Source organism: Streptomyces caelestis (assembly GCF_014205255.1).
GTDB classification, from domain to species: Bacteria; Actinomycetota; Actinomycetes; order Streptomycetales; family Streptomycetaceae; genus Streptomyces; species Streptomyces caelestis.
This window is the reverse complement of the sequence record NZ_JACHNE010000001.1, coordinates 6,010,972-6,035,963: the sequence shown is the minus strand read 5'-3', so window position 1 is coordinate 6,035,963 and position 24,992 is coordinate 6,010,972. Positions and strand designations below refer to the sequence as shown.

15 protein-coding genes and 1 pseudogene are annotated in these 24,992 nt (G+C 71.5%); 11 read left to right on the top strand and 5 right to left on the bottom strand.

The features are described from left to right. The first annotated feature begins 174 nt into the window (after window positions 1-174). The gene (gene glgX, locus HDA41_RS27800) at window positions 175-2,427 is read left to right on the top strand and encodes a glycogen debranching protein GlgX (RefSeq protein ID WP_184988365.1); all 2,253 of its coding nucleotides are present in this window, start codon (window positions 175-177) and stop codon (window positions 2,425-2,427) included. Window positions 2,428-2,480: 53 nt separating this feature from the next. Here the strand turns inward: glgX and HDA41_RS27795 are convergent, their stop codons facing one another. The 4 genes from HDA41_RS27795 to HDA41_RS27780 are packed head-to-tail and all read right to left on the bottom strand — an operon-like array spanning window position 2,481 to window position 6,055. Continuing rightward, on the bottom strand, window positions 2,481-3,125 hold the full coding sequence (locus tag HDA41_RS27795) for a response regulator (protein ID WP_184988362.1): 645 nt from the start codon (window positions 3,123-3,125) through the stop codon (window positions 2,481-2,483). Then, window positions 3,118-4,368 carry a sensor histidine kinase gene (locus HDA41_RS27790; RefSeq protein WP_184988359.1) on the bottom strand — a complete coding sequence of 417 codons (1,251 nt, stop codon included), beginning with the start codon at window positions 4,366-4,368 and terminating at the stop codon, window positions 3,118-3,120. Before HDA41_RS27790 ends, HDA41_RS27795 begins: the two co-directional genes overlap by 8 nt. Before the next feature lie 26 nt (window positions 4,369-4,394). Further along, entirely contained in the window at window positions 4,395-5,144 is a 750-nt protein-coding gene (locus HDA41_RS27785) for an ABC transporter permease (protein WP_184988356.1), read from the bottom strand. Further along, window positions 5,141-6,055, bottom strand: a complete 915-nt coding sequence (locus HDA41_RS27780; RefSeq protein WP_184988354.1) for an ABC transporter ATP-binding protein — start codon at window positions 6,053-6,055, stop codon at window positions 5,141-5,143. Before HDA41_RS27780 ends, HDA41_RS27785 begins: the two co-directional genes overlap by 4 nt. 222 nt (window positions 6,056-6,277) lie before the next feature. On the opposite strand from HDA41_RS27780, the gene HDA41_RS27775 reads away from it, so the two are divergent. From HDA41_RS27775 to HDA41_RS27750, 6 genes and pseudogenes are all read left to right on the top strand, one after another. Beyond that, window positions 6,278-8,119 (top strand): ABC transporter ATP-binding protein, encoded by a 1,842-nt coding sequence (locus HDA41_RS27775; RefSeq protein ID WP_184988351.1) that lies wholly within the window; start codon window positions 6,278-6,280, stop codon window positions 8,117-8,119. After that, the gene (locus HDA41_RS27770) at window positions 8,116-9,996 is read left to right on the top strand and encodes an ABC transporter ATP-binding protein (protein WP_184988348.1); all 1,881 of its coding nucleotides are present in this window, start codon (window positions 8,116-8,118) and stop codon (window positions 9,994-9,996) included. Before HDA41_RS27775 ends, HDA41_RS27770 begins: the two co-directional genes overlap by 4 nt. A 179-nt stretch (window positions 9,997-10,175) precedes the next feature. After that, window positions 10,176-10,415, top strand: a pseudogene (locus tag HDA41_RS27765) (ABC transporter ATP-binding protein); the annotation flags it as partial. 170 nt (window positions 10,416-10,585) lie between these two features. Next, window positions 10,586-12,646, top strand: coding sequence for a M4 family metallopeptidase (locus HDA41_RS27760; RefSeq protein ID WP_184988345.1), 2,061 nt, complete (start codon window positions 10,586-10,588; stop codon window positions 12,644-12,646). Window positions 12,647-12,856: 210 nt separating this feature from the next. After that, window positions 12,857-14,509, top strand: a complete 1,653-nt coding sequence (locus HDA41_RS27755) for a M4 family metallopeptidase (protein WP_184988342.1) — start codon at window positions 12,857-12,859, stop codon at window positions 14,507-14,509. Between the two features lie 68 nt (window positions 14,510-14,577). After that, complete coding sequence (locus HDA41_RS27750) at window positions 14,578-15,099, top strand: DUF1990 domain-containing protein (RefSeq protein WP_184988339.1); 522 nt, start codon at window positions 14,578-14,580, stop codon at window positions 15,097-15,099. Window positions 15,100-15,171: 72 nt separating this feature from the next. Here the strand turns inward: HDA41_RS27750 and HDA41_RS27745 are convergent, their stop codons facing one another. Further along, a complete protein-coding gene (locus tag HDA41_RS27745; RefSeq protein ID WP_184988337.1) occupies window positions 15,172-17,790 on the bottom strand; it encodes a glycosyltransferase family 1 protein in 2,619 nt (872 codons plus the stop codon). 290 nt (window positions 17,791-18,080) lie between these two features. Between HDA41_RS27745 and HDA41_RS27740 the strand changes: the two genes are divergently transcribed. The 4 genes from HDA41_RS27740 (at window position 18,081) to HDA41_RS27725 (ending at window position 24,971) form a co-directional block, all read left to right on the top strand. Continuing rightward, a complete protein-coding gene (locus HDA41_RS27740; RefSeq protein WP_184988334.1) occupies window positions 18,081-19,283 on the top strand; it encodes a S8 family peptidase in 1,203 nt (400 codons plus the stop codon). A gap of 215 nt (window positions 19,284-19,498) precedes the next feature. Then, window positions 19,499-21,619 (top strand): alpha-1,4-glucan--maltose-1-phosphate maltosyltransferase, encoded by a 2,121-nt coding sequence (locus HDA41_RS27735; RefSeq protein ID WP_221511614.1) that lies wholly within the window; start codon window positions 19,499-19,501, stop codon window positions 21,617-21,619. Continuing rightward, window positions 21,616-23,316 (top strand): maltose alpha-D-glucosyltransferase, encoded by a 1,701-nt coding sequence (gene treS / locus HDA41_RS27730; protein WP_184988331.1) that lies wholly within the window; start codon window positions 21,616-21,618, stop codon window positions 23,314-23,316. Before HDA41_RS27735 ends, treS begins: the two co-directional genes overlap by 4 nt. Window positions 23,317-23,519: 203 nt before the next feature. Then, window positions 23,520-24,971 carry a maltokinase N-terminal cap-like domain-containing protein gene (locus HDA41_RS27725; RefSeq protein ID WP_184988328.1) on the top strand — a complete coding sequence of 484 codons (1,452 nt, stop codon included), beginning with the start codon at window positions 23,520-23,522 and terminating at the stop codon, window positions 24,969-24,971. Window positions 24,972-24,992: the final 21 nt, after the last annotated feature.

The following is a 24,992-nucleotide window of genomic DNA, read 5'->3' as shown; positions in this document are numbered from 1 at the left end:
CCGGCCGTGTCCCCGGGAAACGACCATGCCCGCCCCCGGGGAAACGTGAGTGCGACCCACGCTCTGGGCAGAACAGTGGGGAGGACGACGCGCAGGGGAGCCGCGACCCGGACCGCAGCACAGGGCCGCACCCTTCTGTCCCCCGTCGTTCCACGAGCCGCGGGAGGCGGACAGGTGTCCAGCGCAGCCGAGCAGGAGGCGGTGGCCGGTCATCAGGCCACCGAGAAGGGGCGCCAGGCCGCCGCCGTGAACGGCGCACGGCGGGCCGCGCCGCCGCCCACGGTGCCCGCCCGGCCGGGCGCGCCGACCCCGCTGGGTGCCCGGTTCCGGGTCGGCCCGGACGGGGTGGCGGGGACCAACTTCGCCCTGTGGGCGGGCGGGGCCGAAGGGGTCGAGCTGTGCCTGTTCGACGAGGCGGGCAACCAGTCGCGGGTCCGGCTCGCCGAACTGACCCACGAGATCTGGCACGGCTTCGTCCCGGGCGTGCTGCCCGGGCAGCGCTACGGCTACCGGGTGCACGGCCGCTGGGACCCGTGGACCGGCGCCCGCTGGAACCCGGCGAAGCTGCTGCTCGACCCGTACGCCCGTGCCGTGGACGGAGACTTCACCCTGCCGCCGGAGGTGTACGGGCACGTACGCGACTGGCCGCAGCAGCACGTCGCCGACACCGTGCGCGACGACCGGGACTCGGCGCCGTACGTGCCCAAGGGCGTCGTCGTCCACGATGACGACGACTGGGCCGACGACCGCCGCCCGAAGACGCCCTGGGCGGACTCGGTGATCTACGAGCTGCACGTCAAGGGCTTCACCCGGCTGCACCCGGGCATCCCCGAGGAGCTGCGCGGCACCTACGCCGGCCTCGCGCACCCGGCGGCGATCGAGCACCTGGTGAAGCTGGGCGTGACGGCGGTGGAGCTGCTGCCGGTGCACCAGTTCGCGCACGAGGACCATCTGCTGCGCAGAGGCCTGAGGAACTACTGGGGCTACAACTCCATCGGCTACTTCGCCCCGCACGCGGCCTACGCGGCCTCCGGGACGAGGGGCCGGCAGGTCGGCGAGTTCAAGCGCATGGTGCGCGCCCTGCACGCGGCCGGGATCGAGGTCATCCTCGACGTGGTCTACAACCACACGGCGGAGGCGGGCGAGCTCGGGCCGACCCTGTCCCTGAAGGGCATAGACAACCGCGGCTACTACCGCCTCCAGGACGACCCCCGCCGCTACGCCGACTACACCGGCTGCGGCAACACCCTGCACGTCGTCCAGCCGCACGTCCTGCGCCTGATAACGGACTCGCTGCGCTACTGGGTGACCGAGATGGGCGTGGACGGCTTCCGCTTCGACCTCGCCGCCGCGCTGGCCCGCTCCATGCACGACGTCGACATGCTCTCCCCGTTCCTGGCCGTCATCGCCCAGGACCCGGTGCTGCGGCGGGTGAAGCTGATCGCCGAGCCGTGGGACGTGGGGTCGGGCGGCTACCAGGTGGGCGCCTTCCCGCCGCTGTGGACGGAGTGGAACGACCGGTACCGCAACGCCGTACGGGACTTCTGGCGGCACGCGCTGCCGGACGTGCGGGAGATGGGCTACCGCCTGTCGGGCTCCAGCGACCTGTACGCCTGGGGCGGCCGCAGGCCGTACGCGTCCGTCAACTTCATCACCGCGCACGACGGTTTCACCCTGCGCGACCTGGTGAGTTACGAGCGCAAGCACAACGAGGCCAACGGCGAGGGCAACCGCGACGGCACGGACGACAACCGGGCCTGGAACGCCGGCGCCGAGGGCGAGACGGACGACGAGGGCGTACGGGCGCTCAGGCGGCGGCAGCTCAGGAACCTGCTGACGACGCTGCTGCTGTCCACGGGTGTGCCGATGCTGGTCGCGGGCGACGAGCTGGGCCGCACACAGGGCGGCAACAACAACGCGTACTGCCAGGACAACGAGATCAGCTGGGTGGACTGGGGGCTGCTTCAGGACCCGGGCTGGAAGGCGCTGTTCGAGCTGACCTCCCGCCTGATCGACCTGCGCCACCGGCACCCGGTGCTCCGGCGCCGGGCGTTCTTCTCGGGCCGGGCCCAGACCGCGGACGGCCTGCGCGACCTGGCCTGGTTCACGTCCCGGGGCACCGAGATGACGGAGCAGGACTGGTACGCGCCCGCCGCCACGCTGGGCATGTACCTCTCCGGCCGCGACATCCCCGGCCGGGACGAGCGCGGCGACCAGATCCTCGACGACAGCTTCCTCGCCGTCCTGCACGCGGGCGAGGGGCCGGTGAGCTTCGTGCTGCCGGGGCCGCCCTGGGCGGAGCGCTACGAGGTGGTCGTCGACACGAGCCTGGAGGAGCAAGGGGAGGCGCCGGGGGTGGAGCACCGGGCGGGGACGGAGATCACGATGCCGGCGCGGGCGGTGCTGCTGCTGCGCGTGGCGGGCTGAGGCATCGTTTCGCCGGGCGGGTCCGCACGCCGCGGAGATCCATCAGAAGCCCCCTAGCCGAGGATCCCCCGGTCGTACGCCGCCGCCACCGCCGCCGCGCGGTCCTTGACCCCGAGCTTGGCGTAGAGGTGGGTGAGGTGGGTCTTCACGGTCGCCTCGCTGATGAACAGCTCGCGGGCGATCTCGCGGTTGGACGTGCCCTTGGCGACCAGGGCCAGCACCTCGCGTTCGCGCGCGGAGAGCGGCTCGTTGCCGGGAGACCTGGGAGCACGGACCGCGCTGACCAGGCGGGAGGCCACGGCCGGGGAGAGGACCGTACGGCCCTGCGCCGCCGCCCGTACGGCGGTGAACAACTCCTCGCGGGGCGCGTCCTTGAGCAGGTAGCCGGTGGCGCCCGCCTCGATCGCGGGGAGGGTGTCGGAGTCGGTGTCGTAGGTGGTGAGGACGAGGACCTTGGCGCGGGCGGCGGTGCGGGTCAGTTCGCGGATGGCGTCCACTCCCCCGCCGCCGGGCATGCGCAGGTCCATCAGGATCACGTCCGGGTCCAGGCCGCCGGCGAGCGAGACCGCCTCGACGCCGTTCGACGCCTCCGCCAGGACCGTGAAACCCGGGGCGGACTCGAACATGCCGCGCAGGCCGTCCCGTACGACGGGGTGGTCGTCGACGATGAGCAGGGTGATCGCGGCGTCGTCAGTCATGGCGGACCAACGGTACGCGAGCGGAGACGGCCGTGCCGTGGCCCGGCTCGGACTCGACGGTGAGGGCACCGGCGACGCGTTCGGCGCGGGCGCGCATGCCGTCGAGGCCGAAGCCGCCGGAGCGGGTGCGTAAGGGGACGGCGAGGGGGTCGAAGCCGCGGCCGTCGTCGCGGATGTCGAGGATGACCTCGTCGCCGAGGAAGGTGAGCGTCACGCCGACGCGGTCGGCGGCCGCGTGCCGGGCGGTGTTGGACAGGGCCTCCTGGACGATCCGCAGGAGTGTGGCCGCGACCTCCTCGTGGAGTTGCTCGGCGGTGCCGGTGACCGTGAACTCGGCGCGCGCCCCCGTCCGTTCGCCCCATTCGGCGACTGTCTTCTTCAGGGCTTCCGGCAGCCCGACGTCGGTCAGCGCCACGGGGGCGAGGTTGTGCACGGAGCGGCGGGCCTCGCCGAGGCTGTGCCGGGCCAGGTCCGAGGCGCGTTCGAGGTGGGTGCGGGCCACGGCCAGGTCGGGGGCGTTCGCGACGACCTGGAGCTGGGCGATGATGCCGGTCAGCCCCTGGGCGATGGTGTCGTGGATCTCGGCGGCGAGCCGCCGGCGTTCGTCGGCGACGCCCGCCTCCCTCGCCTGGACGAGGAGTTGGGCGTGCAGGGCGGCGTTCTCGTCGAGGGCCTGTTGCAGGGCGGCGTTGGTGCGTTCGAGTTCGGTGATGGTGACGGCCCGTTCGCGGGAGCGCTGTTCCTCCTGCTGGGTGATGTGGCCGACCACCGTCAGCAGGCCGTAGTTCGTGACCAGCAGCACGGCGAACAGCAGCCACTGGACGGGGCCGCGGAGTGGCATCCCGCCGGACTGCGAGCCCGCCACCACCACGACGGTGGCGAAGAGCCCGAGCCACTGCCGGCGCCTTCCGTGGATCAGTTCGTCGCTGTCGAAGTAGCCGGTGGACGCGTAGAACCCGAAGAACGGGTTCATCCAGGTGAGGGCGAAGGAGATCGCCCAGCGCAGGACGTAGTAGACGGTCCCGCGCGTCGACGGGGTCCGGCGGCCGCGGCGGGGCCCGTGCCACAGCTGGAGCAGTACCGCGGCGACGACCAGCGCCCCGGCCGCGTACCACTCGGCGGGGCTCGTCATCAGCTCGTGCGCGGCGACCGAGAGGAGGGCGGAGACGGCGAGCAGTCCGTAGACGCCCCAGGTGTGGAACTGGTTCTGACGGTGCTCGATCCGCTCGTCCGCCGTGGTCATCTGCCCAGTGCGCACCGCCCCTTCGCCTACTCCCAGCGGAACCAGCGCGAGGCACCTGCCGTCAGCAGCACGGTCCAGGCCACGAGCACCCCGAGGTGGCCCCAGCCCGGCCAGTCCCCCGCCGCCGCCTCGTTCAGGGCCTCGGCCGCCGCGCCGAACGGCGTGAAGCCGACGGACCGGGCGAGGACGTCCGGCATGGTCTGCACCGGCATCCACACGCCCGCGCTGAACATCGCCGGGAAGAACACGGCCGACCCGATGGCGCCGGCGATCTTCGTCGACCGGGACAGCGCGGAGATCACCGAGCCCAGCGCGAGGGCGGCCAGGACTGCCAGGAACAGGGCCAGGACATATCCGAAGACCTGCTCGGGCAGTCGTACGCCGAAGGCGAGCCGGCCGACCGTGAGGGCGAGCAGCGCCGACACCAGGGCGGCCCCTCCGTACAGCAGCATCTGCGCGGACAGCAGGGCGGCGGGCCGCACCGGCGTCGTGGACATCCGGCGCAGGATGCCCCGCTCGCGGTAGCCGGTGAGGGTCTGCGGCATCGCCTGGACCCCGGCCATGATCAGGCCGAGCAGCACGCTCACCGGGACGTAGCCGTCGACCGGACGCAGCCCGCCGAAGGCCGGGTCGGCCTCCCGGAAGGACGGGATCGAGCCGAGGATCACCAGCAGCAGGGTCGGGAACCCCAGGACCCAGAAGAGGCTGCCGGGCTCCCGGCGGAAGAGGCGGACCTCGCTCTGCAGTACGGCGGTGTTGACGAGGGCCGTGCTCATGCCGCCGCCTCCTTCGTGAGGTCGAGGAACGCGTCGTCCAGGGTGGCGTCGGTGACCCGGAGCTGGTGGGCGGTGACGCGGGTGCGGGCGAGGAGGGTGATGACGGCGTTGACCGTCTCGTCGGTGCCGGACAGGGTGACGCGGCCGTCCTTGTACGCGACCGACGCGAGCGCGGGCAGCGCGTTCAGGTCACGGTCGTCCAGTGGGGCGGACGGCGTGAAGCTGATGACGGTGGCGCCCGCCGAGCGGCGGATCAGCCCGGCCGGGGTGTCCAGGGCGGCCACCCGGCCCTTGTCGATCACCGCGATCCGGTCGCACAGCCGCTGCGCCTCCTCCATGAAGTGGGTGACGAGGAGGACGGTCACGCCGTTCGCGCGGATGTCCTCGATCAGCTCCCAGGTGTCCCGGCGGGCGCGCGGGTCGAGGCCCGTCGTCAGCTCGTCCAGGACGACGGCCCGGGGGTTGCCCACCAGCGCGAGCGCGATGAACAGGCGCTGCTTCTGGCCGCCGGAGAGCTTGGCGAACCGGGTCGTCAGCTTGGCCGTGAGTCCGAGGCGTTCGGCGAGGGGCCGCCAGTCGAGCGGGCTCGGGTAGAAGGAGCTGTACAGCTCCAGCGCCTCGCGGACAGTGATCTTGGCCTGCAACTCGCTCTCCTGGAGCTGCGCGCCGAGCACACGGCGGGTGGCCTCGTGCTCGGTGACGGGGTCGAGGCCGGTGACGCGGACCCGGCCGGAGTCGGGCACGCGCAGCCCCTCGACACACTCCACGGTGGTGGTCTTTCCGGCGCCGTTCGGCCCGAGGATCCCGAAGATCTCCCCCTCCTCCACGGCGAGGGAGACACCGTCGACGGCGGGACGTCCGGCGTAGCTCTTGCGCAACTCGGTGACTTCGATGACAGGTCGGGTCGGCATGCGACGAGCCTCGCGGTGGAGCGGGTGCCGGCGCATCGGCCGTCGCGCTCGAACGGGCATCATCCGATCGGCTGATGCCGCCCTACGACTTCTCGAACGCTCCCCCAACCTCTCGGCTTCACTCGCGCAGGGAGGTACCCCCAGGTCGCAGGACCAACGGCCGACGCCGTACGGCGGAAACTCGGTGGGCAGTGTCAGTGGCGATCCGTAGGCTCGCTGCTGATGGCCACGACACCCGCCCCCGTCCAGGACCGTTCCACCGTGCGTACGCTGCTGCGCCTGTGGCCGTACGTGCGGCCCGTGCGAGCGCGGCTGTTCACCGCCGCGTTCGTGGCGATACTCGCCTCCTGCGTGGCCCTGGTGATCCCGCTCGTCCTGAAGTGGATGGTGGACGGGCCCATCGCAGACCGGGACCCGGGCGGGGTCTGGCTCGGCGCGCTGTACCTGCTGCTGCTCGGCGTCGCCGAGGCCCTGCTGTTCGGGCTGCGGCGGTGGCTGGTGGCGCGTCCGCTCTCCCACGTCGAGGCGTCCATGCGGGCGGATCTGTACCGGCACCTCCAGCGGCTGCCGGTGGCCTTCCACGACCGGTGGGCCTCGGGGCAGTTGCTGTCCCGAGGGACGACGGATCTGATGCTGCTGCGCATGTTCCTCGCCTTTCCGCTGACGTTCCTGCTGGTCAACGGCGTGACGATCCTCGTCGGCGTGGTCATCATGCTGCTCCAGGACTGGACCCTGGGGCTGGTGATCCTCGGGCCCGCCGTGCCCGTCATGGTCACCTGTGTGATCTTCGAGAGGCGGTACGCCAAGGTGGCCCGGCTCGCCCAGGACCAGGTCGGCGACCTGACCACGGTCGTCGAGGAGAGCGTGCTCGGCGTCCGCGTCATCAAGGGCTTCGGCCGGCACCGCAGCCAGGCCCGAGCGTTCCGGGAGCTGTCGGGGCGGCTGCGCGGCACGGAGCTGCGCAAGGCGCGGATGCTGGCGACGATCTGGGGCGTCATCGTGACGCTGCCGGAGGTCGCGATCGGGGCGGCGCTGGTGGTGGGGGTCGTGCAGGTGGCCGACGGGGCGCTGTCGGCGGGCACGTTGGTGGCGTTCCTGTCCACGGCGCTGGCGCTGCGGTGGCCGGTGGAGTCGATCGGGTTCCTGCTGGCGATGAGCCAGGAGGCGGCGACGGCGACGGAGCGGTACTTCGAGGTGATGGACGAGGGTGTCGAGGAGCCGGGAGTTCGCGGTGACTCGGCATCACCGACCGCGGCCGGGTCCGGTCTCCGGTTCCACGACGTCACCTTCCGCTACCCCGACGCCCCGCCCGGCTCCCCTCCCGTCCTGGACAAGGTCGACCTCCACATCCGCCCCGGCGAATCCATGGCCCTGGTCGGAGCGACCGGCAGCGGCAAGACCACCCTCACCGCGCTCATCCCCCGCTTCTACGAGGTGACCTCGGGCCGCATCACCCTTGACGGCGTCGACATCACGACCCTGTCCCGTCAGGCGCTGCGCGCCAAGGTCGCGGTCGCCTTCGAGGAGCCCACGCTCTTCTCGGCCGCGGTCGGCGACAACGTTCTCATGGGCGCCGACGACACCGCCGGCCCGGCCGAGCTGGAGCGCGCCCTGGCCGTCGCCCAGGCCGACTTCGTGTACGCCCTGCCGCAGGGGACGGACACCCGGGTGGGCGAGCAGGGCCTCAGTCTCTCCGGCGGGCAGCGACAGCGGCTGGCGCTGGCCAGGGCCGTGGTCGGACAGCCGGAGTTCCTCGTCCTGGACGACCCGCTGTCGGCCCTGGACGTGCACACCGAGGCCGCCGTGGAGGCCGCCCTGCGGCAGGTCCTCGTGGACACCACCGCCCTGATCGTGGCGCACCGCCCGTCCACCGTGCTGCTCGCCGACCGCGTCGCGCTGCTGTCCGGCGGCCGGATCGCCGCGGTCGGCACGCACCAGGAACTGCTGCGCACGAACGCCGAGTACGCGCACTTGATGTCCGGCGAACAGTCAGGGGAGCAGTCGGGCGAACGGCCGGGGGACCAGTCAGGCGAACAGTCCGTCGAACAGGAGGGCGCACGATGACGGCGGCCACCACCGCACCGGCCGACGGGAAACCCGACGACGAAGAGCCCGACGGCCAGATGCCCGACGCGCGGACCCCCGCCACCGGCGACCCCTTCGACCGGGACGTCCTGCCCACACCCCCGGGCGCCACCGCCGCCCTGCTGCGCTCCCTGCTCGCGCCGATGAAGGCCCGCGTCACGGTCACGACGCTCCTGCTGCTGCTCCAGCAGGCCGTCGTGCAGGCGGGCCCGCTGCTCGTGGCGTACGCCATCGACCGTGCCGTGCCGGCGTTCCGGGCGCAGGACCACGGGCCGCTGATCGCGGTGGCCGTCGGCTATCTGGCGTGCGCGCTGGCCGCGGGCGGGCTCCAGTTCGCGTTCGTCGCCGCCGCGGCCCGCGTCAGCCAGGACGTGCTGCTCGACCTGCGCGGCCGGATCTTCCGCCACGCGCAGGCGCTGAGTGTCGACTTCCACGAGCGCTACACCTCGGGCCGGCTCATCTCCCGCTCCACCACGGACGTGGAGTCGCTGCGCGAGCTGCTGGACGAGGGCCTTCAGGAACTCGTGACGGTCATCCTGTCCTTCGTCTACATCTCGGCGATGCTGCTCTGGCTCGATCTGGGCCTCGGCGGCGTGGCGGTGGCGTCCCTGGTGCCGCTCTACGCCCTGGTGCGGCTGTACCAGCGGCGCGCCGGGCGGGTGTACCGGGCGAGGTCGACCGCGATCGCCGCCGTCATCGTCAAGTTCGTCGAGACCATGAACGGCATCCGCCCGGTGCGCGCCTTCCGCCGCGAGGCGGCCAACGACGCGGACTTCGGCGCGCTCAACCAGCGGCACGAGCGGACCAACGGCGACGCGCTGCTGGAGATGGCCCGGTACGTCACCGGTTCACGGCTGGTCGCCAACACGGCGGTCGCCGCGATCGTGCTGTGGGGCGCCTACCGGGTCGCGGACGGCACCCTGGCCCTCGGTGTGCTGGCGGCGGCCGTGCTGTACCTGCGGCGGCTCTACGATCCCATCGACCGGCTCGGGATGTTCCTCAACTCCTACCAGTCGGCGGCGGCCTCGCTGGAGAAGATCGCCGGGCTGCTCGCCCAGACCCCGTCCGTGCCCGAGCCGTCGAGTCCCCGGCAGCTCCCCCCGCCGGCGAGCGAACAGTCGGGCCGCGAGGTCGTCTTCGACGGCGTCCGCTTCGGCTACCGCACGGGCGGTGAGGTGCTGCCCCGCTTCGACCTGACGATCCCGGCCGGGCAGACGGTCGCGGTCGTCGGCTCCACGGGCGCCGGCAAGTCGACGCTGGCCAAGCTGCTGGCCCGGTTCTACGACCCCTCCGACGGCCGGGTACTGCTGGACGGCGTCGACCTGCGCGACCTCTCCGTGCCCGAACTGCGGCGCGGGGTGGTCATGGTGACGCAGGAGGCGTTCCTGTTCTCCGGCACGGTCGCGGAGAACATCGCGATCGGCCGCCCGGACGCCACGCGCGAGGAGATCGAGCGGGCGGCGAAGGAGATCGGCGCGCACGACTTCATCAGCTTGCTGCCCGACGGCTACGACACCGACGTCCGCAAGCGGGGCGGCCGTATCTCCGCCGGTCAGCGGCAACTGGTCGCGTTCGCGCGGGCCTTGCTGGCCAATCCGGCGGTGCTGATCCTGGACGAGGCGACCAGCTCGCTGGACATCCCGGGCGAGCGTGCGGTGCAGCGGGCGATGGCGACGGTGCTGAAGGGCCGTACGGCCGTGGTCATCGCGCACCGGCTGTCGACCGTCGAGATCGCGGACCGTGTCCTGGTGATGGAACACGGGAAGATCGTCGAGGACGGCGAACCGGCCGGACTCGTCGCGGGCACGGGCAGGTTCGCGGATCTGCACCGGGCCTGGCGGGACAGCCTGGCGTAGGACGGCGGCGGAAGGGCGACATCTCGTTCGCGGGCACACGTGCCCGCACGGCGCGTCGAAGCAGGAAGCCCCCGGAAGGGTCAGCCGACCCAGGCCGGAATCTCTGGACCTCAGGCCAGGGAGCACGTCAAGGACGCCAACTTCCGCACGGCGAAGGTCGTCGTCGGCCAGGCCGTGCGGCCCGGCACACCGAGCGCGCTCTGGCCGCCGTGCTCGAGGGGCGCACCGTCATCGCCGTCGCGCACCGGCTGCACACCGCGCACGACGCCGACCGGGTGGCGGTGATGGAGGACGGCAGGCTCACCGAACTCGGCACGCACGACGAGCTGGTGGCGGCCGGCGGGGCGTACGCGGCGCTGTGGCACTCCTGGCACGGGGACCTGCCCGACACCCGGGAGCCGTCCACTCCGTCCGCATAACGAACATGAACTTCCGGTCAACGAACCGGTTCCGGCCATACTGTTGACGCGCCCCTGACAGAAAGCGCACTCCCCTGCCACGCTTCCCACGACTGCTCCACAGCGACCTCACGGCAACACCTCCACCTCCCCAGGCCGGGCGACCCCCGGTCCCGCAGAAGGAGTCAGTGTTGAGAAGCAGTTCCTCGCGAAGAAGCACCTCCCACAGACGCACTCCCCACGCCCCCCGCCGCACCGCGGCCGTGGCCCTCGCCGGCGTCGCCGCGCTGATCGCCGCCGCTGTGCAGAGCGGCACCGCCACCGCAGCCCCGCAGAAGGCACCGTCGGCCGCGAGCAAGGCGAACCCCGGCTCGGAGCCGGTCCGGCTCACCCCCGCCCAGCGCGCGGCGCTGATCCGCGAGGCCGACGCGGACAAGGCCGAGGCGGCGAAGGACCTGGGCCTCGGCGCAAAGGAGAAGCTGGTCGTCCGCGACGTCCTCAGGGACCGCGACGGCACCCTGCACACGCGCTACGAGCGCACCTACGACGGCCTGCCGGTCCTCGGCGGCGACCTGGTCGTTCAGAGCACGAAGGCGGACGCCACCGAGTCCGTCGTGAAGGCCACCCGCGCCGCCATCGAGCCGGCCACGACGAAGGCCGCGGTGCCCGCCGCGAAGGCCCGGCAGCAGGCCGTGGCCGCGGGGAAGGCCGAGGACGCCAAGAGCCCGGCCGTCAACCGGGAGCCGCGCAAGGTGATCTGGGCCGCGAACGGCAAGCCGGCCGTGGCGTACGAGACGGTCGTCGGCGGTTTCCAGCACGACGGCACCCCGCAGGAACTGCACGTCGTCACCGACGCCACCACCGGCGAGAAGCTGTACGCGTGGGAGGCCATCGAGAACGGCACCGGCAACACGGTCTACAGCGGCACGGTCGACCTCACGACCACGCAGTCCGGTTCGGCGTACAACCTCACCGACGGCGCGCGTGGCAACCACAAGACGTACAACCTCAACCGCGGCACCTCCGGCACGGGCACGCTCTTCTCCGGCTCCGACGACGTCTGGGGCAACGGCAGCCCCTCCGACCTGGAGTCGGCCGCCGCCGACGCGCACTACGGCGCCGCGCTGACGTGGGACTACTACAAGAACGTGCACGGCCGCAGCGGCATCCGCGGCGACGGCGTGGCCGCGTACTCCCGGGTCCACTACGGCAACAACTACGTCAACGCGTTCTGGTCGGACAGCTGCTTCTGCATGACGTACGGCGACGGCTCGGGCAACGCGAACCCGCTGACGTCGATCGACGTGGCCGCGCACGAGATGACCCACGGGCTCACCTCGAACACGGCCGGGCTCAACTACAGCGGCGAGTCGGGCGGCCTCAACGAGGCGACGAGCGACATCTTCGGCGCGACGGTCGAGTTCTACGCGAAGAACTCCTCCGACGTCGGTGACTACCTCATCGGCGAGGAGATCGACATCAACGGCGACGGCACGCCGCTGCGCCACATGGACAAGCCCAGCAAGGACGGCTCGTCCAAGGACGCCTGGTACTCGGGCATCGGCTCGATCGACGTGCACTACTCCTCGGGCCCGGCGAACCACTTCTTCTACCTGCTGAGCGAGGGCAGCGGCACCAAGACCATCAACGGTGTCACCTACGACTCGCCCACCTCGGACGGCCTTCCGGTCACCGGCATCGGCCGCGACAAGGCGGAGAAGATCTGGTTCCGGGCGCTGACCACCAAGTTCACCTCGACCACCAACTACGCGGGCGCCCGCACCGGCACCCTCGCGGCGACCGGTGAGCTCTACGGCACCGACAGCGCCGAGTACAAGGCGGTCCAGGACGCGTGGGCGGGCGTGAACGTCGGCGCCCGCTCCGGCGGCGGAGGCGGCGGCGGTACGTCCTTCGAGAACACCGCCGACGTGGCGATCCCGGACCGGGGCGCGGCGGTCACCTCACCGGTCACCGTCTCCGGCCGGACGGGCAACGCGCCGTCCGACCTCCAGGTCGCCGTGGACATCGTCCACACGTACATCGGTGACCTCCAGGTGCAGTTGGTCGCCCCCGACGGCACGGCGTACACGCTGAAGGGCTACGGCACCGGTGGCAGCGCGGACAACATCGCCACCACGTACACGGTGAACGCCTCCTCCGAGGCCGCCAACGGCGTCTGGCAGCTGCGGGTGCAGGACAACGCGGCCCGCGACACCGGATACATCAGCAGCTGGAAGCTCACCTTCCCGTAGGCCCGTTCGCGGCCTGCCCAGGGCAGGGCGCCGCCCCGGTGGGTTCGACTCCCCCGGGGCGGCGCCCGCTTCATGTCTCCGGTGCGACACATCGCCGTCGTTTTCCGGCCAACATCAGGTACCGCTCATGACATGTACGCGTCTCAGGTGCCACTCTTCCCCCACCCGCCGCACAGCACCACAGCGCTTCCCCCACACCTAGGAGCTTGTGTGTCCACCCCTCTCTACGCGCGTCACAAGCGCACCACGCTGGCCATCGCCACCGCCGTCGCGACCGGCGCCCTGCTCACCACCGGTCTGACCTCCGGCAGCAGCGTCGCCGCCGACTCCTCCGCCGCCGGCAAGCCGGCCCTCGCCGCCGCGCCCCTCCTGCTGACCGCGCCCGCCCGTGCCGCCCTCATCAAGGAGCAGCAGGCGGAGGCCACCGGGACCGCCGACGAGATAGGCCTCGGCGAACAGGAGAAGCTGGTCGTCAAGGACGTCGTGAAGGACGCCGACGGCACGGTCCACACCCGCTACGAGCGCACCTACGCGGGCCTGCCGGTCCTCGGCGGCGACCTCGTCGTGCACAAGTCCAAGTCCGGCGAGACCAAGGGCGTCACCAGAGCGACGAAGGCCGCCCTCAAGGTCGCCTCGCTCAAGCCGGCGGTCACCGCCGCCAAGGCCGAGAAGCAGGCCGTGACGCTGGCCAAGGCGGCCGGCTCGGAGAAGACCGAGGCGAACTCCACGCCGCGCAAGGTGATCTGGGCGGCCGACGGCAAGCCCACCCTCGCCTACGAGACGGTCGTCGGCGGCCTCCAGGAGGACGGCACCCCGAACGAGCTGCACGTCATCACCGACGCCGCCACCGGCAAGAAGCTCTACGAGTACCAGGGCATCGAGACCGGCACGGGCAACACCACCTACAGCGGCAAGGTCACCCTCGGCACCACGAAGTCCGGGTCGTCGTACACCCTGTCGGACGGCACGCGCGGCGGCAACAAGACGTACAACCTCAACCGCGGCACCTCGGGCACCGGCACCCTCTTCTCCGGCTCCGACGACATCTGGGGCAACGGCAACCCCTCCAACCTGGAGACGGCCGCCGCCGACGCCCACTACGGCGCCCAGGTGACCTGGGACTTCTACAAGAACACCTTCGGCCGCAACGGCATCCGCAACGACGGCAAGGCCGCCTACTCGCGCGTCCACTACGGCAACAACTTCAACAACGCCTTCTGGTCGGACAGCTGCTTCTGCATGACCTACGGCGACGGCGCGGGCAACGCCAAACCGCTGACCTCGCTCGACGTGGCCGCCCACGAGATGAGCCACGGCCTGACGTCGGCCACGGCGCGCCTCAACTACAGCGGCGAGTCCGGCGGCCTGAACGAGGCGACCAGCGACATCTTCGCCGCGGGCGCGGAGTTCTACGCGAACAACTCCTCCGACGCCGGTGACTACCTCATCGGCGAGAAGATCGACATTCGCGGCGACGGCACGCCACTGCGCTACATGGACAAGCCCAGCAAGGACGGCGACTCCGCCGACGCCTGGTCCTCCAGCCTCAACAGCCTGGACGTCCACTACTCCTCGGGCCCCGCCAACCACTTCTTCTACCTGCTGTCCGAGGGCAGCGGCACGAAGACCATCAACGGCGTGACCTACAACTCGCCCACCTCCAACGGCTCCACGGTCACCGGCATCGGCCGCACCAAGGCGCTCCAGATCTGGTACAAGGCGCTGACGACGTACATGACGTCGACGACCAAGTACGCGGGCGCCCGCACGGCGACCCTGAACGCGGCCTCGGCGCTGTACGGCGCGTCCAGTGCCGAGTACAAGGCGGTCGCGGCCGCCTGGTCCGCCGTCAACGTGGGCTGACCGAAGCACGGCCGAGGGCGGTACCCGGAGGGAAGGCACATCCGGGTACCGCCCTACTCTTGGTGACCATGTCTTCGGAAGACTTCACCTACGCCGATGTCGGCGCCACCCGTGACCAGGGCTTCTGCCCGCCGGGCTTCCATCCCATGAACGTGCGCACCCGCCTCGGCGAGGGCGAGGAGGTCTTCCACCGCGCCTCGGAGGCGGTGCTCACCTGGGAGATGCACCGAGCCCTGGGCGTCGGCATCGACGCCGGCGCGGACCGGGCCGCCCCCGGCGTCGACGTCACCGTCACCCTCGCCGGGATGATCAAGGCCCCCTGCCGTGTGGTGTGGACGGTCGAGGAACCCCGCCGCGCCGGCTGGGCCTACGGCACGTTGCCCGGCCACCCGGAGTGCGGCGAGGAGTCCTTCGTGGTCGACCGCACGGGCGACGGCACGGTCTGGCTGACCGTGAACGCCTTCAGCCGCGGCGCCAAGTGGTACGCGAGGGCCGGTGGCCCGGCGACCAGGGGGTTCCAGCACGCGTACGCACGCAGGTGCGGCACCGTCCTGCGGAACCTGGCAACGCAGGGTGGTGCGGATACCTAGAGGCGCGGGCTGTATCGATTCACGGCTCCGCCGGGTGGGCGCGACCAGCCCCCACGCACCCGCAGACGAAACTCAACGCAGCAGCAAACCCGCAGCCTCCACCAACTCCTCGGACGGCCCGGCCACAAGCCCCAACTCCGCGCTGGAGGCCAACAGCCGGTGAGCCGGCAAGATCCGCACCGTATACCCAAAAGGACCGGTGCGATCCAGGGACAAGGGCCCTTCATACACCCAGCGCCCGTCCTGGTCGGGAGACCCCACCGGCTTCAGAGGAACAACCGTCGCGTCACCGATCCGGTCCTCCTCGTCCACCCGCCCGGAAACCGCCTGCACCTCGACGTCGTCGGGCCCGAGATCCCCGAGACCGACCCGCACCCGCAGCCCCAGCGTCGTACCGAGCTCCGCCAGCGCCGCCGACGCCGACGTCTCCACATGGTCGACGGTGACGCCCGGCCACGCCGCCCGCACCCGGTCCTTCCACTCGGCGAGCTCCCGCGCCGCGTCCGGAACCATGGACCGGTGGGCGAGCGCCGCCGGCGAGTAGAGCCGCTCGACGTACTCGCGGACCATCCGCCCGGCCAGCACCTTCGGTCCGAGCAGGCTCAGCGTCTGGCGGACCATCTCGATCCACCGGTCGGGCAGCCCGCTCTCCCCGCGCTCGTAGAAGCGGGGCGTCACCCGCTGCTCCAGCAGGTCGTACAGCGCCGCCGCCTCTATGTCGTCGCGATGGTCCGGGTCGGTCCCGACACCGTCGGCGGTGGGGACGGCCCAGCCGAAGTCCGGCTGGAACCACTCGTCCCACCAGCCGTCGAGGACGGAGAGGTTCAGACAGCCGTTGAGCGCCGCCTTCATCCCGGAGGTGCCGCAGGCCTCCAGCGGGCGCAGAGGGTTGTTCAGCCAGATGTCACAGCCCGGGTAGAGCTTCTGCGCCATCCCCATGCCGTAGTCCGGCAGGAACACGATCCGGTGCCGTACCCGCGGATCGTCCGCGAACCGCACCAGCTCCTGCACCAGCCGCTTCCCGCCGTCGTCCGCGGGATGCGCCTTGCCCGCCACGACGATCTGGATCGGCCGCTCGGGGTGCAGCAGCAGGTCCATCAGCCGGTCGCGGTCGCGCAGCATCAGCGTCAGGCGCTTGTACGACGGGACGCGCCGCGCGAAGCCGATGGTGAGGACGTCCGGGTCGAGCACGCCGTCGATCCAGCCCAGCTCGGCCGTACCGGCCCCGCGCTGCCGCCAGGCGGCCCGCAGCCGCTCCCGCACCTCCGTCACGAGCTGCTCGCGCAAGCCCCGTCGCAGTTCCCAGATGTCCTGGTCGGGGATGTCCGCCACGGCGTCCCAGCGGTCCGAGCCGCCGACGGTCAGGGCGTCCTCGGCGCGCTGGGCGCCGATCTGCCGGGCGCCGAGCCGGAACACCTCGGGGGCGACCCAGGTGGGCGCGTGCACCCCGTTCGTCACGGAGGTGATCGGCACCTCGTCGGCGTCGAATCCGGGCCACAGGCCGGAGAACATCTCGCGGCTGACGTGGCCGTGCAGCAGGGAGACGCCGTTGGCGCGCTGGGCCAGGCGCAGGCCCATCACGGCCATGTTGAACAGGTTGGGCTCGCCGCCGGGGTAGGTCTCCATGCCGAGCCTGAGGACGCGCTCGACATCGATGCGGGGCAGCTCGGCGTCCGGGCCGAAGTGGCGGGCGACCAGCGCGCGGTCGAAGCGGTCGATGCCGGCCGGGACGGGGGTGTGGGTCGTGAAGACGGTCCCGGCGCGGACCGCCTCCAGCGCCGAGTCGAACTCCAGGCCCTCCGCGCAGAACTCGGCGATCCGCTCCAGGCCGAGGAACCCGGCATGTCCCTCGTTCGTGTGGAACACCTCCGGCTCGGGGTGCCCGGTCAGCCGGCAGTACGTGCGCACCGCCCGGACCCCTCCTATGCCGAGCAGCATCTCCTGGAGCAGCCGGTGCTCGCTGCCGCCGCCGTAGAGGCGGTCGGTCACGCCGCGCTCGCCGAGGTCGTTCTCCTCGACGTCCGAGTCCAGCATCAGCAGCGGGACCCGGCCGACCTGCGCCAGCCAGATCCGGGCGTGCAGCTGCTTGCCGCCGGGCAGGGCGAGGGCGACCTGGGCGGGGGTGCCGTCGGCCTCCTCCAGGAGGACCACGGGCAGCTCGTTGGGGTCGAGGACGGGGTAGTGCTCCTGCTGCCAGCCGTCCCGGGACAGGGTCTGGCGGAAGTAGCCGTGCCGGTAGAGCAGGCCGACGCCGATCAGCGGGACGCCGAGGTCGCTGGCGGCCTTCAGATGGTCGCCGGCCAGGATGCCGAGGCCGCCGGAGTACTGGGGCAGGGCGGCCGTGATGCCGAACTCGGGTGAGAAGTAGGCGACCGCGGCGGGGAGTTCGTCCGGCTGGGTCTGGTACCAGCGGTCGCCGGTCATGTAGTCGTTCAGATCGCCCGCGACCGCAGCGAGGCGGCGCAGGAAGCGGCGGTCTCCGGCCAGGGCCGCGAGCCGCGCGGGCGGCACGCTGCCCAGCAGCCGGACCGGGTCGCCGCTCGAGGCCGCCCAGCGCTCCGGGTCGACGGACTGGAACAGGTCACGGGTCTCCGCATGCCACGACCAGCGCAGGTTGCGGGCCAGATCACTGAGCGGCCGGAGGGGTTCGGGGAGAACGGGTCGGACGGTGAATCGACGGATCGCCTTCACGGGTTCCACCTCGGCGCATTCGCAGGATGACGCAGGGTTCTGACACAGGGCTTCATCGACGTCACCTACGACAGTACCGGCGTCGGTGCCGCCGCCGGTGAAGCTCCGGGCACCCAGTCCCCGATCGTCCGGAACCGCCCCATCCGCGGATATGGCCGATTCCGCCCCCACAGGCGTCCTTGTGGCGCTTCACCCGCCACGAGAGGCTGCCCCTGACGTACCGGCCCGCGCCGGCCGCACGCGGTGCCCCGCGGCAGCCGTACGCCGAGTCGAGGAGGGGAGCTCGGACCATGGCACGGACGCGCACTCGGCGTCTGCGCTGGGCGGGGGGCCTGACGGCGGCGATCTGCGCCGCGGCGTTTTCGGCCATCACCCTGCCCGCGCACGCCGTACCGGAGGGGCGGATACTCGGCGCCGGACAACCCGGCTCCGTGCACGGAAGTTACCTGGTCACACTGAAGGAGGGCACCCGGGCTCCGTCGGCGGCCGGAAAGGCCCTCGCCGAGAAGTACGGGGTGAAGATCAGCCACATCTACGGCACCGTCCTGAACGGCTACGCGATCAGGACCGACGTAAGACGGGCCGGGCGGCTCGCCGCCGACCCCCGGGTCGTCTCGGTCGTCCAGGACACCCGAGTGCGCCTGGACCGCACACGGCACGAGCCGCCCTCCTGGGGGCTGGACCGCGTCGACCAGCCGAGTCTGCCGCTGGACCGGAGCTATACCTGGCCCGGGCCGGCGGGCGCCGGGGTGACGGTGTACGTGATCGACAGCGGCGTCCGGACCACGCACCGGGACTTCGGCGGCCGGGCGGCCCACGGCTGGGACTTCGTCGGGAACGACGAGGTCGCGTCGGACGCCAACGGCCACGGCACACATGTCGCCGGCACGGTCGCCGGGACGACCCACGGTGTCGCCAAGAAGGCCCGCGTCGTCTCCGTACGCGTCCTCGACGCCGCGGGGGCGGGCACCACGGCCCGGGTGATCGCGGGGATCGACTGGGTGACCCGGCACGCCGAGAAGCCCGCCGTCGCCAACCTCAGCCTGGACGGCCCGCGCAACGGCCGCCTGGACGCCGCCGTCCGCGCCTCCATCGCCGCCGGCGTCACCTACACGGTCGCCGCGGGCAACGACGGCAGGCCGGCCGGCCTGTACTCCCCGGCGAGTGTCAAGCAGGCGATCACGGTCGGCGCGACCGACTTCAGGGATACGAAACCGGCCTTCTCCAACCACGGTCCGGCCCTCGATCTCTTCGCACCGGGCGTGCACATCATCTCCACGTCCGCCGCGAGCGACACGGCACGGGCCGCGTTCTCGGGTACCTCGATGGCGGCACCGCATGCCGCGGGCGCGGCCGCGCTGTATCTGGCCGACCACCCGAGGGCGGCTCCGGACCAGGTCAGCAGGGCTCTGACCAGGGGTGCGGCGACCGGGGAGATCTCCGGCCGGGGTCCCGGTTCGCCGGACAAGTTACTGCGGGTGCCGCGCGCCTAGGGCGAAGGAGCAGCCACGCGAAGGGGCCGGCCTCGTCCGTCGCGGACGAGGCCGGTCTTGTGTGTCGACATACGCGTGAGTAGTTAGCAACCTGCCGGATTGCTCACCCGAATAGGGTGGGAAGGCTCCTCCGGGTACCCCTCTCAGGAGCACCATGCAGGACCCACCTCCCCACAGACATCCGCCCACCCACGTTGACGCGGACAGGAGCGGTCATGCCCGCCAAGCACCATTCGTCACCACCCCCCACCCGCCGCACCGGGGCGCGCGCGCCCGACGGCGAGTCCCGTCCCGCGCGCCCGGCCGACGCCGGTCCGCAGATCCCGCAACCACCCCCCGTGGGCGAGACGACCGCCGTCGGGCGCATACCCGTTCTCGATGTCCGCCCGGTCGTCCAGCGCGGACGCCGGCCGGCCAAGGCCGTGACCGGCGAGACCTTCGAGATCTCGGCGACCGTGTTCCGGGAGGGGCACGACGCGGTCGCCGCCAATGTCGTCCTGAAGGATCCCGAGGGCCGCCCCGGCCCGTGGACGCCGATGCGTGAGCTGGCCCCCGGGACGGACCGGTGGGGCGCCGAGGTCACCGCCGGGGAGCCCGGCCTGTGGACGTTCACCGTCGAGGCGTGGGGCGACCCGGTCAGCACCTGGCGCCATCACGCGCAGATCAAGATCCCGGCGGGCATGGACACGGACATCGTCCTGGAGGAGGGCGCGCGTCTGTACGAGAGGGCGGCCGCCGGTGTGCCCGAGGAAGGGGGCCGGCGGGACGTGGTCCTCGCGGCCGTCGCGGCCCTGCGGGACGAGAACCGCCCGGCGGCGGCGCGGCTGGCGGCGGCGCTGACGCCTCAGGTGGACGAGGTCCTGGCCCGGCATCCGCTGCGGGACCTGGTCACCACCTCCGAGCCACTGCCCCTCCTCGTCGAGCGGGAACGGGCCCTGTACGGCTCCTGGTACGAGTTCTTCCCCCGCTCCGAGGGCACCCGCCGGCAGCCGCACGGCACCTTCCGCACCGCCGCCCGCAGACTGCCGGCCATCGCGGCGATGGGCTTCGACGTGGTCTACCTGCCCCCCATCCACCCCATCGGCACCACCTTCCGCAAGGGCAGGAACAACACCCTCTCCCCCGGCCCCGACGACGTCGGCGTGCCCTGGGCGATCGGCTCACCCGAGGGCGGCCACGACGCCGTCCACCCCGCCCTGGGCACCCTGGAGGACTTCACCTGGTTCGTCGGCCAGGCACGGGATCTGGGGCTGGAGATCGCGCTGGACTTCGCGCTGCAGTGCTCCCCGGACCACCCCTGGGTGCACAAACACCCCGAGTGGTTCCACCACCGCCCCGACGGCACCATCGCCTACGCGGAGAACCCGCCGAAGAAGTACCAGGACATCTACCCCGTCGCCTTCGACGCCGACATGGACGGCCTCATCGCCGAGACCTGCCGGGTGCTGCGGCACTGGATGGACCGCGGCGTGCGGATCTTCCGGGTGGACAACCCGCACACCAAGCCGGTCGTCTTCTGGGAACGGGTCATCGCGGACATCAACCGCACCGACCCCGACGTGATCTTCCTGGCCGAGGCGTTCACCCGCCCGGCGATGATGCACACCCTCGCCCAGATCGGCTTCCAGCAGTCCTACACGTACTTCACCTGGCGCAACTCCAAGGAGGAGCTGACCGAGTACCTCACGGAGCTGTCGGGCGAGGCCGCCTCCTACATGCGGCCGAACTTCTTCGCCAACACCCCCGACATCCTGCACGCCTACCTCCAGCACGGCGGCCGCCCCGCCTTCGAGGTCCGGGCCGTCCTCGCGGCCACCCTCTCGCCGACCTGGGGCATCTACTCCGGCTACGAGCTGTGCGAGAACACCCCGCTCAGAGAGGGCAGCGAGGAGTACCTCGACTCGGAGAAGTACCAGCTCAGGCACCGCGACTGGGAAGCCGCCGAACGCGAGGGCCGCACCATCACCCCGCTGATCACCAAACTCAACACCATCCGCCGGGAGAACCCGGCACTCCAGCAGCTGCGCGACGTCCACTTCCACCACGCGGACCAGGAAGCGGTGATCGCCTACTCGAAGCGGAAGGGTTCGAACACGGTTCTGGTGGTCGCCAACCTCGACCCCCACCACACCCAGGAGGCCACCGTCTCGTTGGACATGCCGCAACTCGGCCTGGACTGGCACGAGTCGGTACCGGTGCGCGACGAGCTCACCGGCGAGACCTATCACTGGGGCAGGGCCAATTATGTGCGCCTCGAACCGGGCCACAGGCCCGCGCATGTCTTCTCGGTTCTGCGACCGTCCACCCCGCAGATCGGAGGGTCACCCACAACATGATCGTCAACGAACCCGTTCAGGACACCTTCGAGGACACTCCTGCCAGGGACCGCGACCCCGAGTGGTTCAAACGCGCCGTCTTCTACGAGGTACTCGTCCGCTCGTTCCAGGACAGCAACGGTGACGGCGTCGGTGACCTCAAAGGCCTGACCGCCAAGCTCGACTACCTGCAGTGGCTCGGCGTCGACTGCCTGTGGCTGCCGCCGTTCTTCAAGTCACCGCTCCGGGACGGCGGCTACGACGTCTCCGACTACACCGCCGTGCTGCCGGAGTTCGGTGACCTGGCCGACTTCGTGGAGTTCGTCGACGCCGCCCACCAGCGCGGCATGCGCGTGATCATCGACTTCGTCATGAACCACACCAGCGACCAGCACCCGTGGTTCCAGGAGTCGAGGAAGGACCCCGACGGCCCCTACGGCGACTACTACGTGTGGGCGGACGACGACAAGCAGTTCCAGGACGCGCGGATCATCTTCGTCGACACCGAGGCCTCCAACTGGACCTACGACCCGGTCCGCAAGCAGTACTACTGGCACCGCTTCTTCTCCCACCAGCCGGACCTCAACTACGAGAACCCGGCCGTGCAGGAGGAGATGATCTCCGCGCTGAAGTTCTGGCTGGACCTGGGCATCGACGGCTTCCGGCTGGACGCGGTGCCGTACCTGTACCAGGAGGAGGGCACCAACTGCGAGAACCTCCCGGCCACGCACGACTTCCTGAAGCGGGTGCGCAAGGAGATCGACGCCCAGTACCCGGACACGGTCTTGCTCGCCGAGGCCAACCAGTGGCCCGAGGACGTCGTCGACTACTTCGGCGACTACCCGAGCGGCGGCGACGAGTGCCACATGGCCTTCCACTTCCCGGTCATGCCGCGCATCTTCATGGCCGTACGGCGGGAATCCCGCTACCCGGTCTCCGAGATCCTGGCCAAGACCCCGGCCATCCCCTCGGGCTGCCAGTGGGGCATCTTCCTGCGCAACCACGACGAGCTGACGCTCGAAATGGTCACCGACGAAGAGCGCGACTACATGTGGGCGGAGTACGCCAAAGACCCCCGCATGCGCGCCAACATCGGCATCCGCAGGCGCCTCGCCCCGCTGCTGGACAACGACCGCAACCAGATCGAGCTGTTCACGGCCCTGCTGCTGTCACTGCCGGGCTCGCCGATCCTCTACTACGGCGACGAGATCGGTATGGGCGACAACATCTGGCTCGGCGACCGCGACGCCGTGCGCACGCCGATGCAGTGGACGCCGGATCGCAACGCCGGGTTCTCCTCGTGCGATCCGGGACGGCTGTTCCTGCCCACGATCATGGACCCGGTCCACGGCTACCAGGTCACGAACGTCGAGGCGTCGATGGCGTCGCCGTCGTCGCTGCTGCACTGGACCCGCCGCATGATCGAGATCCGCAAGCAGAACCCGGCCTTCGGTCTCGGCTCGTACACCGAGCTGCCGTCGACGAACCCGGCGGTGCTGGCGTTCCTGCGGGAGTACGAGGACGACCTGGTGCTGTGCGTGAACAACTTCTCGCGGTTCGCGCAGCCCACGGAGCTGGATCTGAGCGCCTTCGAGGGGCGGCACCCGGTGGAGCTGTTCGGCGGGGTCCGTTTCCCGGCGATCGGCGAGCTGCCGTATCTGCTGACGCTGGCAGGTCACGGGTTCTACTGGTTCCGGCTCCGCAAGGACGCCTTGTGAGGCCTGAGACGGTCTGAGACGACCTGATGAGGCCTGAATTGCGGGGCGGGCCGCAAACCCCCGTGGCGGGGCGTTTCTCCCGCCCCGCCCGGGGCACGCATCAGTAACACCCCGCCGCCCACCCGCGTGAGCCGGAGGGGCGCCGTCGGCACCTGCTGAAGGCCCCGGAGGCGCACCAATCATGGGTGAAAGGACGCGACGCCATGTCGGAAGCCGTCACACGCACCGTCACCACCCCGCCCGGCCTTCTTGCCTCCCTCGATCCCCTGCTGCGGGAGTGGCTGCCGCGGCAGCGCTGGTTCGCGGGCAAGGGACGACCGGTCACCGGGTTCACGCTCGTCGAGGCCACCGAGCTGCTACCGGCCACGGGCAAACTCGGCCTGTACCACCTGCTGGTCCGCGCCCATCAGCCACTCGTGCCGTCCCATGGCGCGCCCGGCCACCCAGGCGACTGCTACCAGCTGCTGATAGGCGTGCGCGAGGCGCTGCCGCCTCGGCTGGCGCCCGCGCTGATCGGACACCTGTCGACGGGGCCGCTGGCCGGCCGGACGGCCTACGACGCCCTGCACGACGGCAGGCCCGCCGAGCTGCTCCTGGAGGCGCTGCGCACCCAGGCCCGGATCGGCGGGCTCCGCTTCGAGCGGGACCTCGACCAGGAGATCCGGTCCGGTCTGGTGCCGCGCGTGGTGACCGCGGAGCAGTCCAACTCGTCGATCGTCTACGGAGATACGTTCATCCTGAAGCTGTTGCGCCGGATCGTGCCCGGGGTCAACCCGGACCTGGAGCTGCCGCTGGCGCTGGCCCGCGCGGGCTGCCCCCGGGTGCCCGCGCCGACGGCCTGGATGGTCGCGGACGTCGACCCCGCGGCGGACCCGGTGCTCTCGTCCGGCCCCGCCGACCTGGCCGGCCAGCTGTACGTGCTGGGGGTACTCCAGCCGTTCGTGCAGGGCGCCTCCGACGGCTGGGAGCTGGCGCTGCGCGAGCTGGCCAAGGGCGAGGACTTCGGCGCCGAGGCGCGGGCGCTGGGGCGGGCCACCGCCGAGGTGCACACCGCGCTGGCCCGCGCGCTGCCGACGGTCACGCTCGGTCACATGCAGCTCCAGTTCATGGTGGATGGCATGATCGAGCGGCTGGAGGCGGCCGTCCAGGCGGTGCCCGCGCTGCGGCCGTACGCCGGCGGGCTGCGGTCGGCGTTCACGGCGCTGGGCGATCTGGCCGCCGAGGGCCGCACCTGGACCGCGCAGCGCGTGCACGGCGATCTGCACCTCGGACAGTGCCTGCGCTCGCCGGCCGGCGAGTGGTGGCTGATCGACTTCGAGGGCGAGCCGGCCCGGCCGCTCGCCGAGCGGCGCATGCCGCAGCCCGCGGTCCGGGACGTCGCCGGCATGCTGCGGTCCTTCGACTACGCGGCCCGCTCGGCCGATCCGCCCCAGCCGGACTGGGCCGAGACCTGCCGGTCCGCGTACTGCTCCGGGTACGCCGAGGCCTCCGGCCTCGATCCGCGCACCGACCCGGTGCTGCTGCGTGCCTACGAGACGGACAAGGCGATCTACGAGGTGGTGTACGAGGCCCGGCACCGCCCCGACTGGCTGCCGGTGCCGCTGGCCGCCATAGACCGGCTGGCCTCGTCCGGCCACCTGACCCGATCTGACTGACCCACCTGCGTCCTGGAGGCT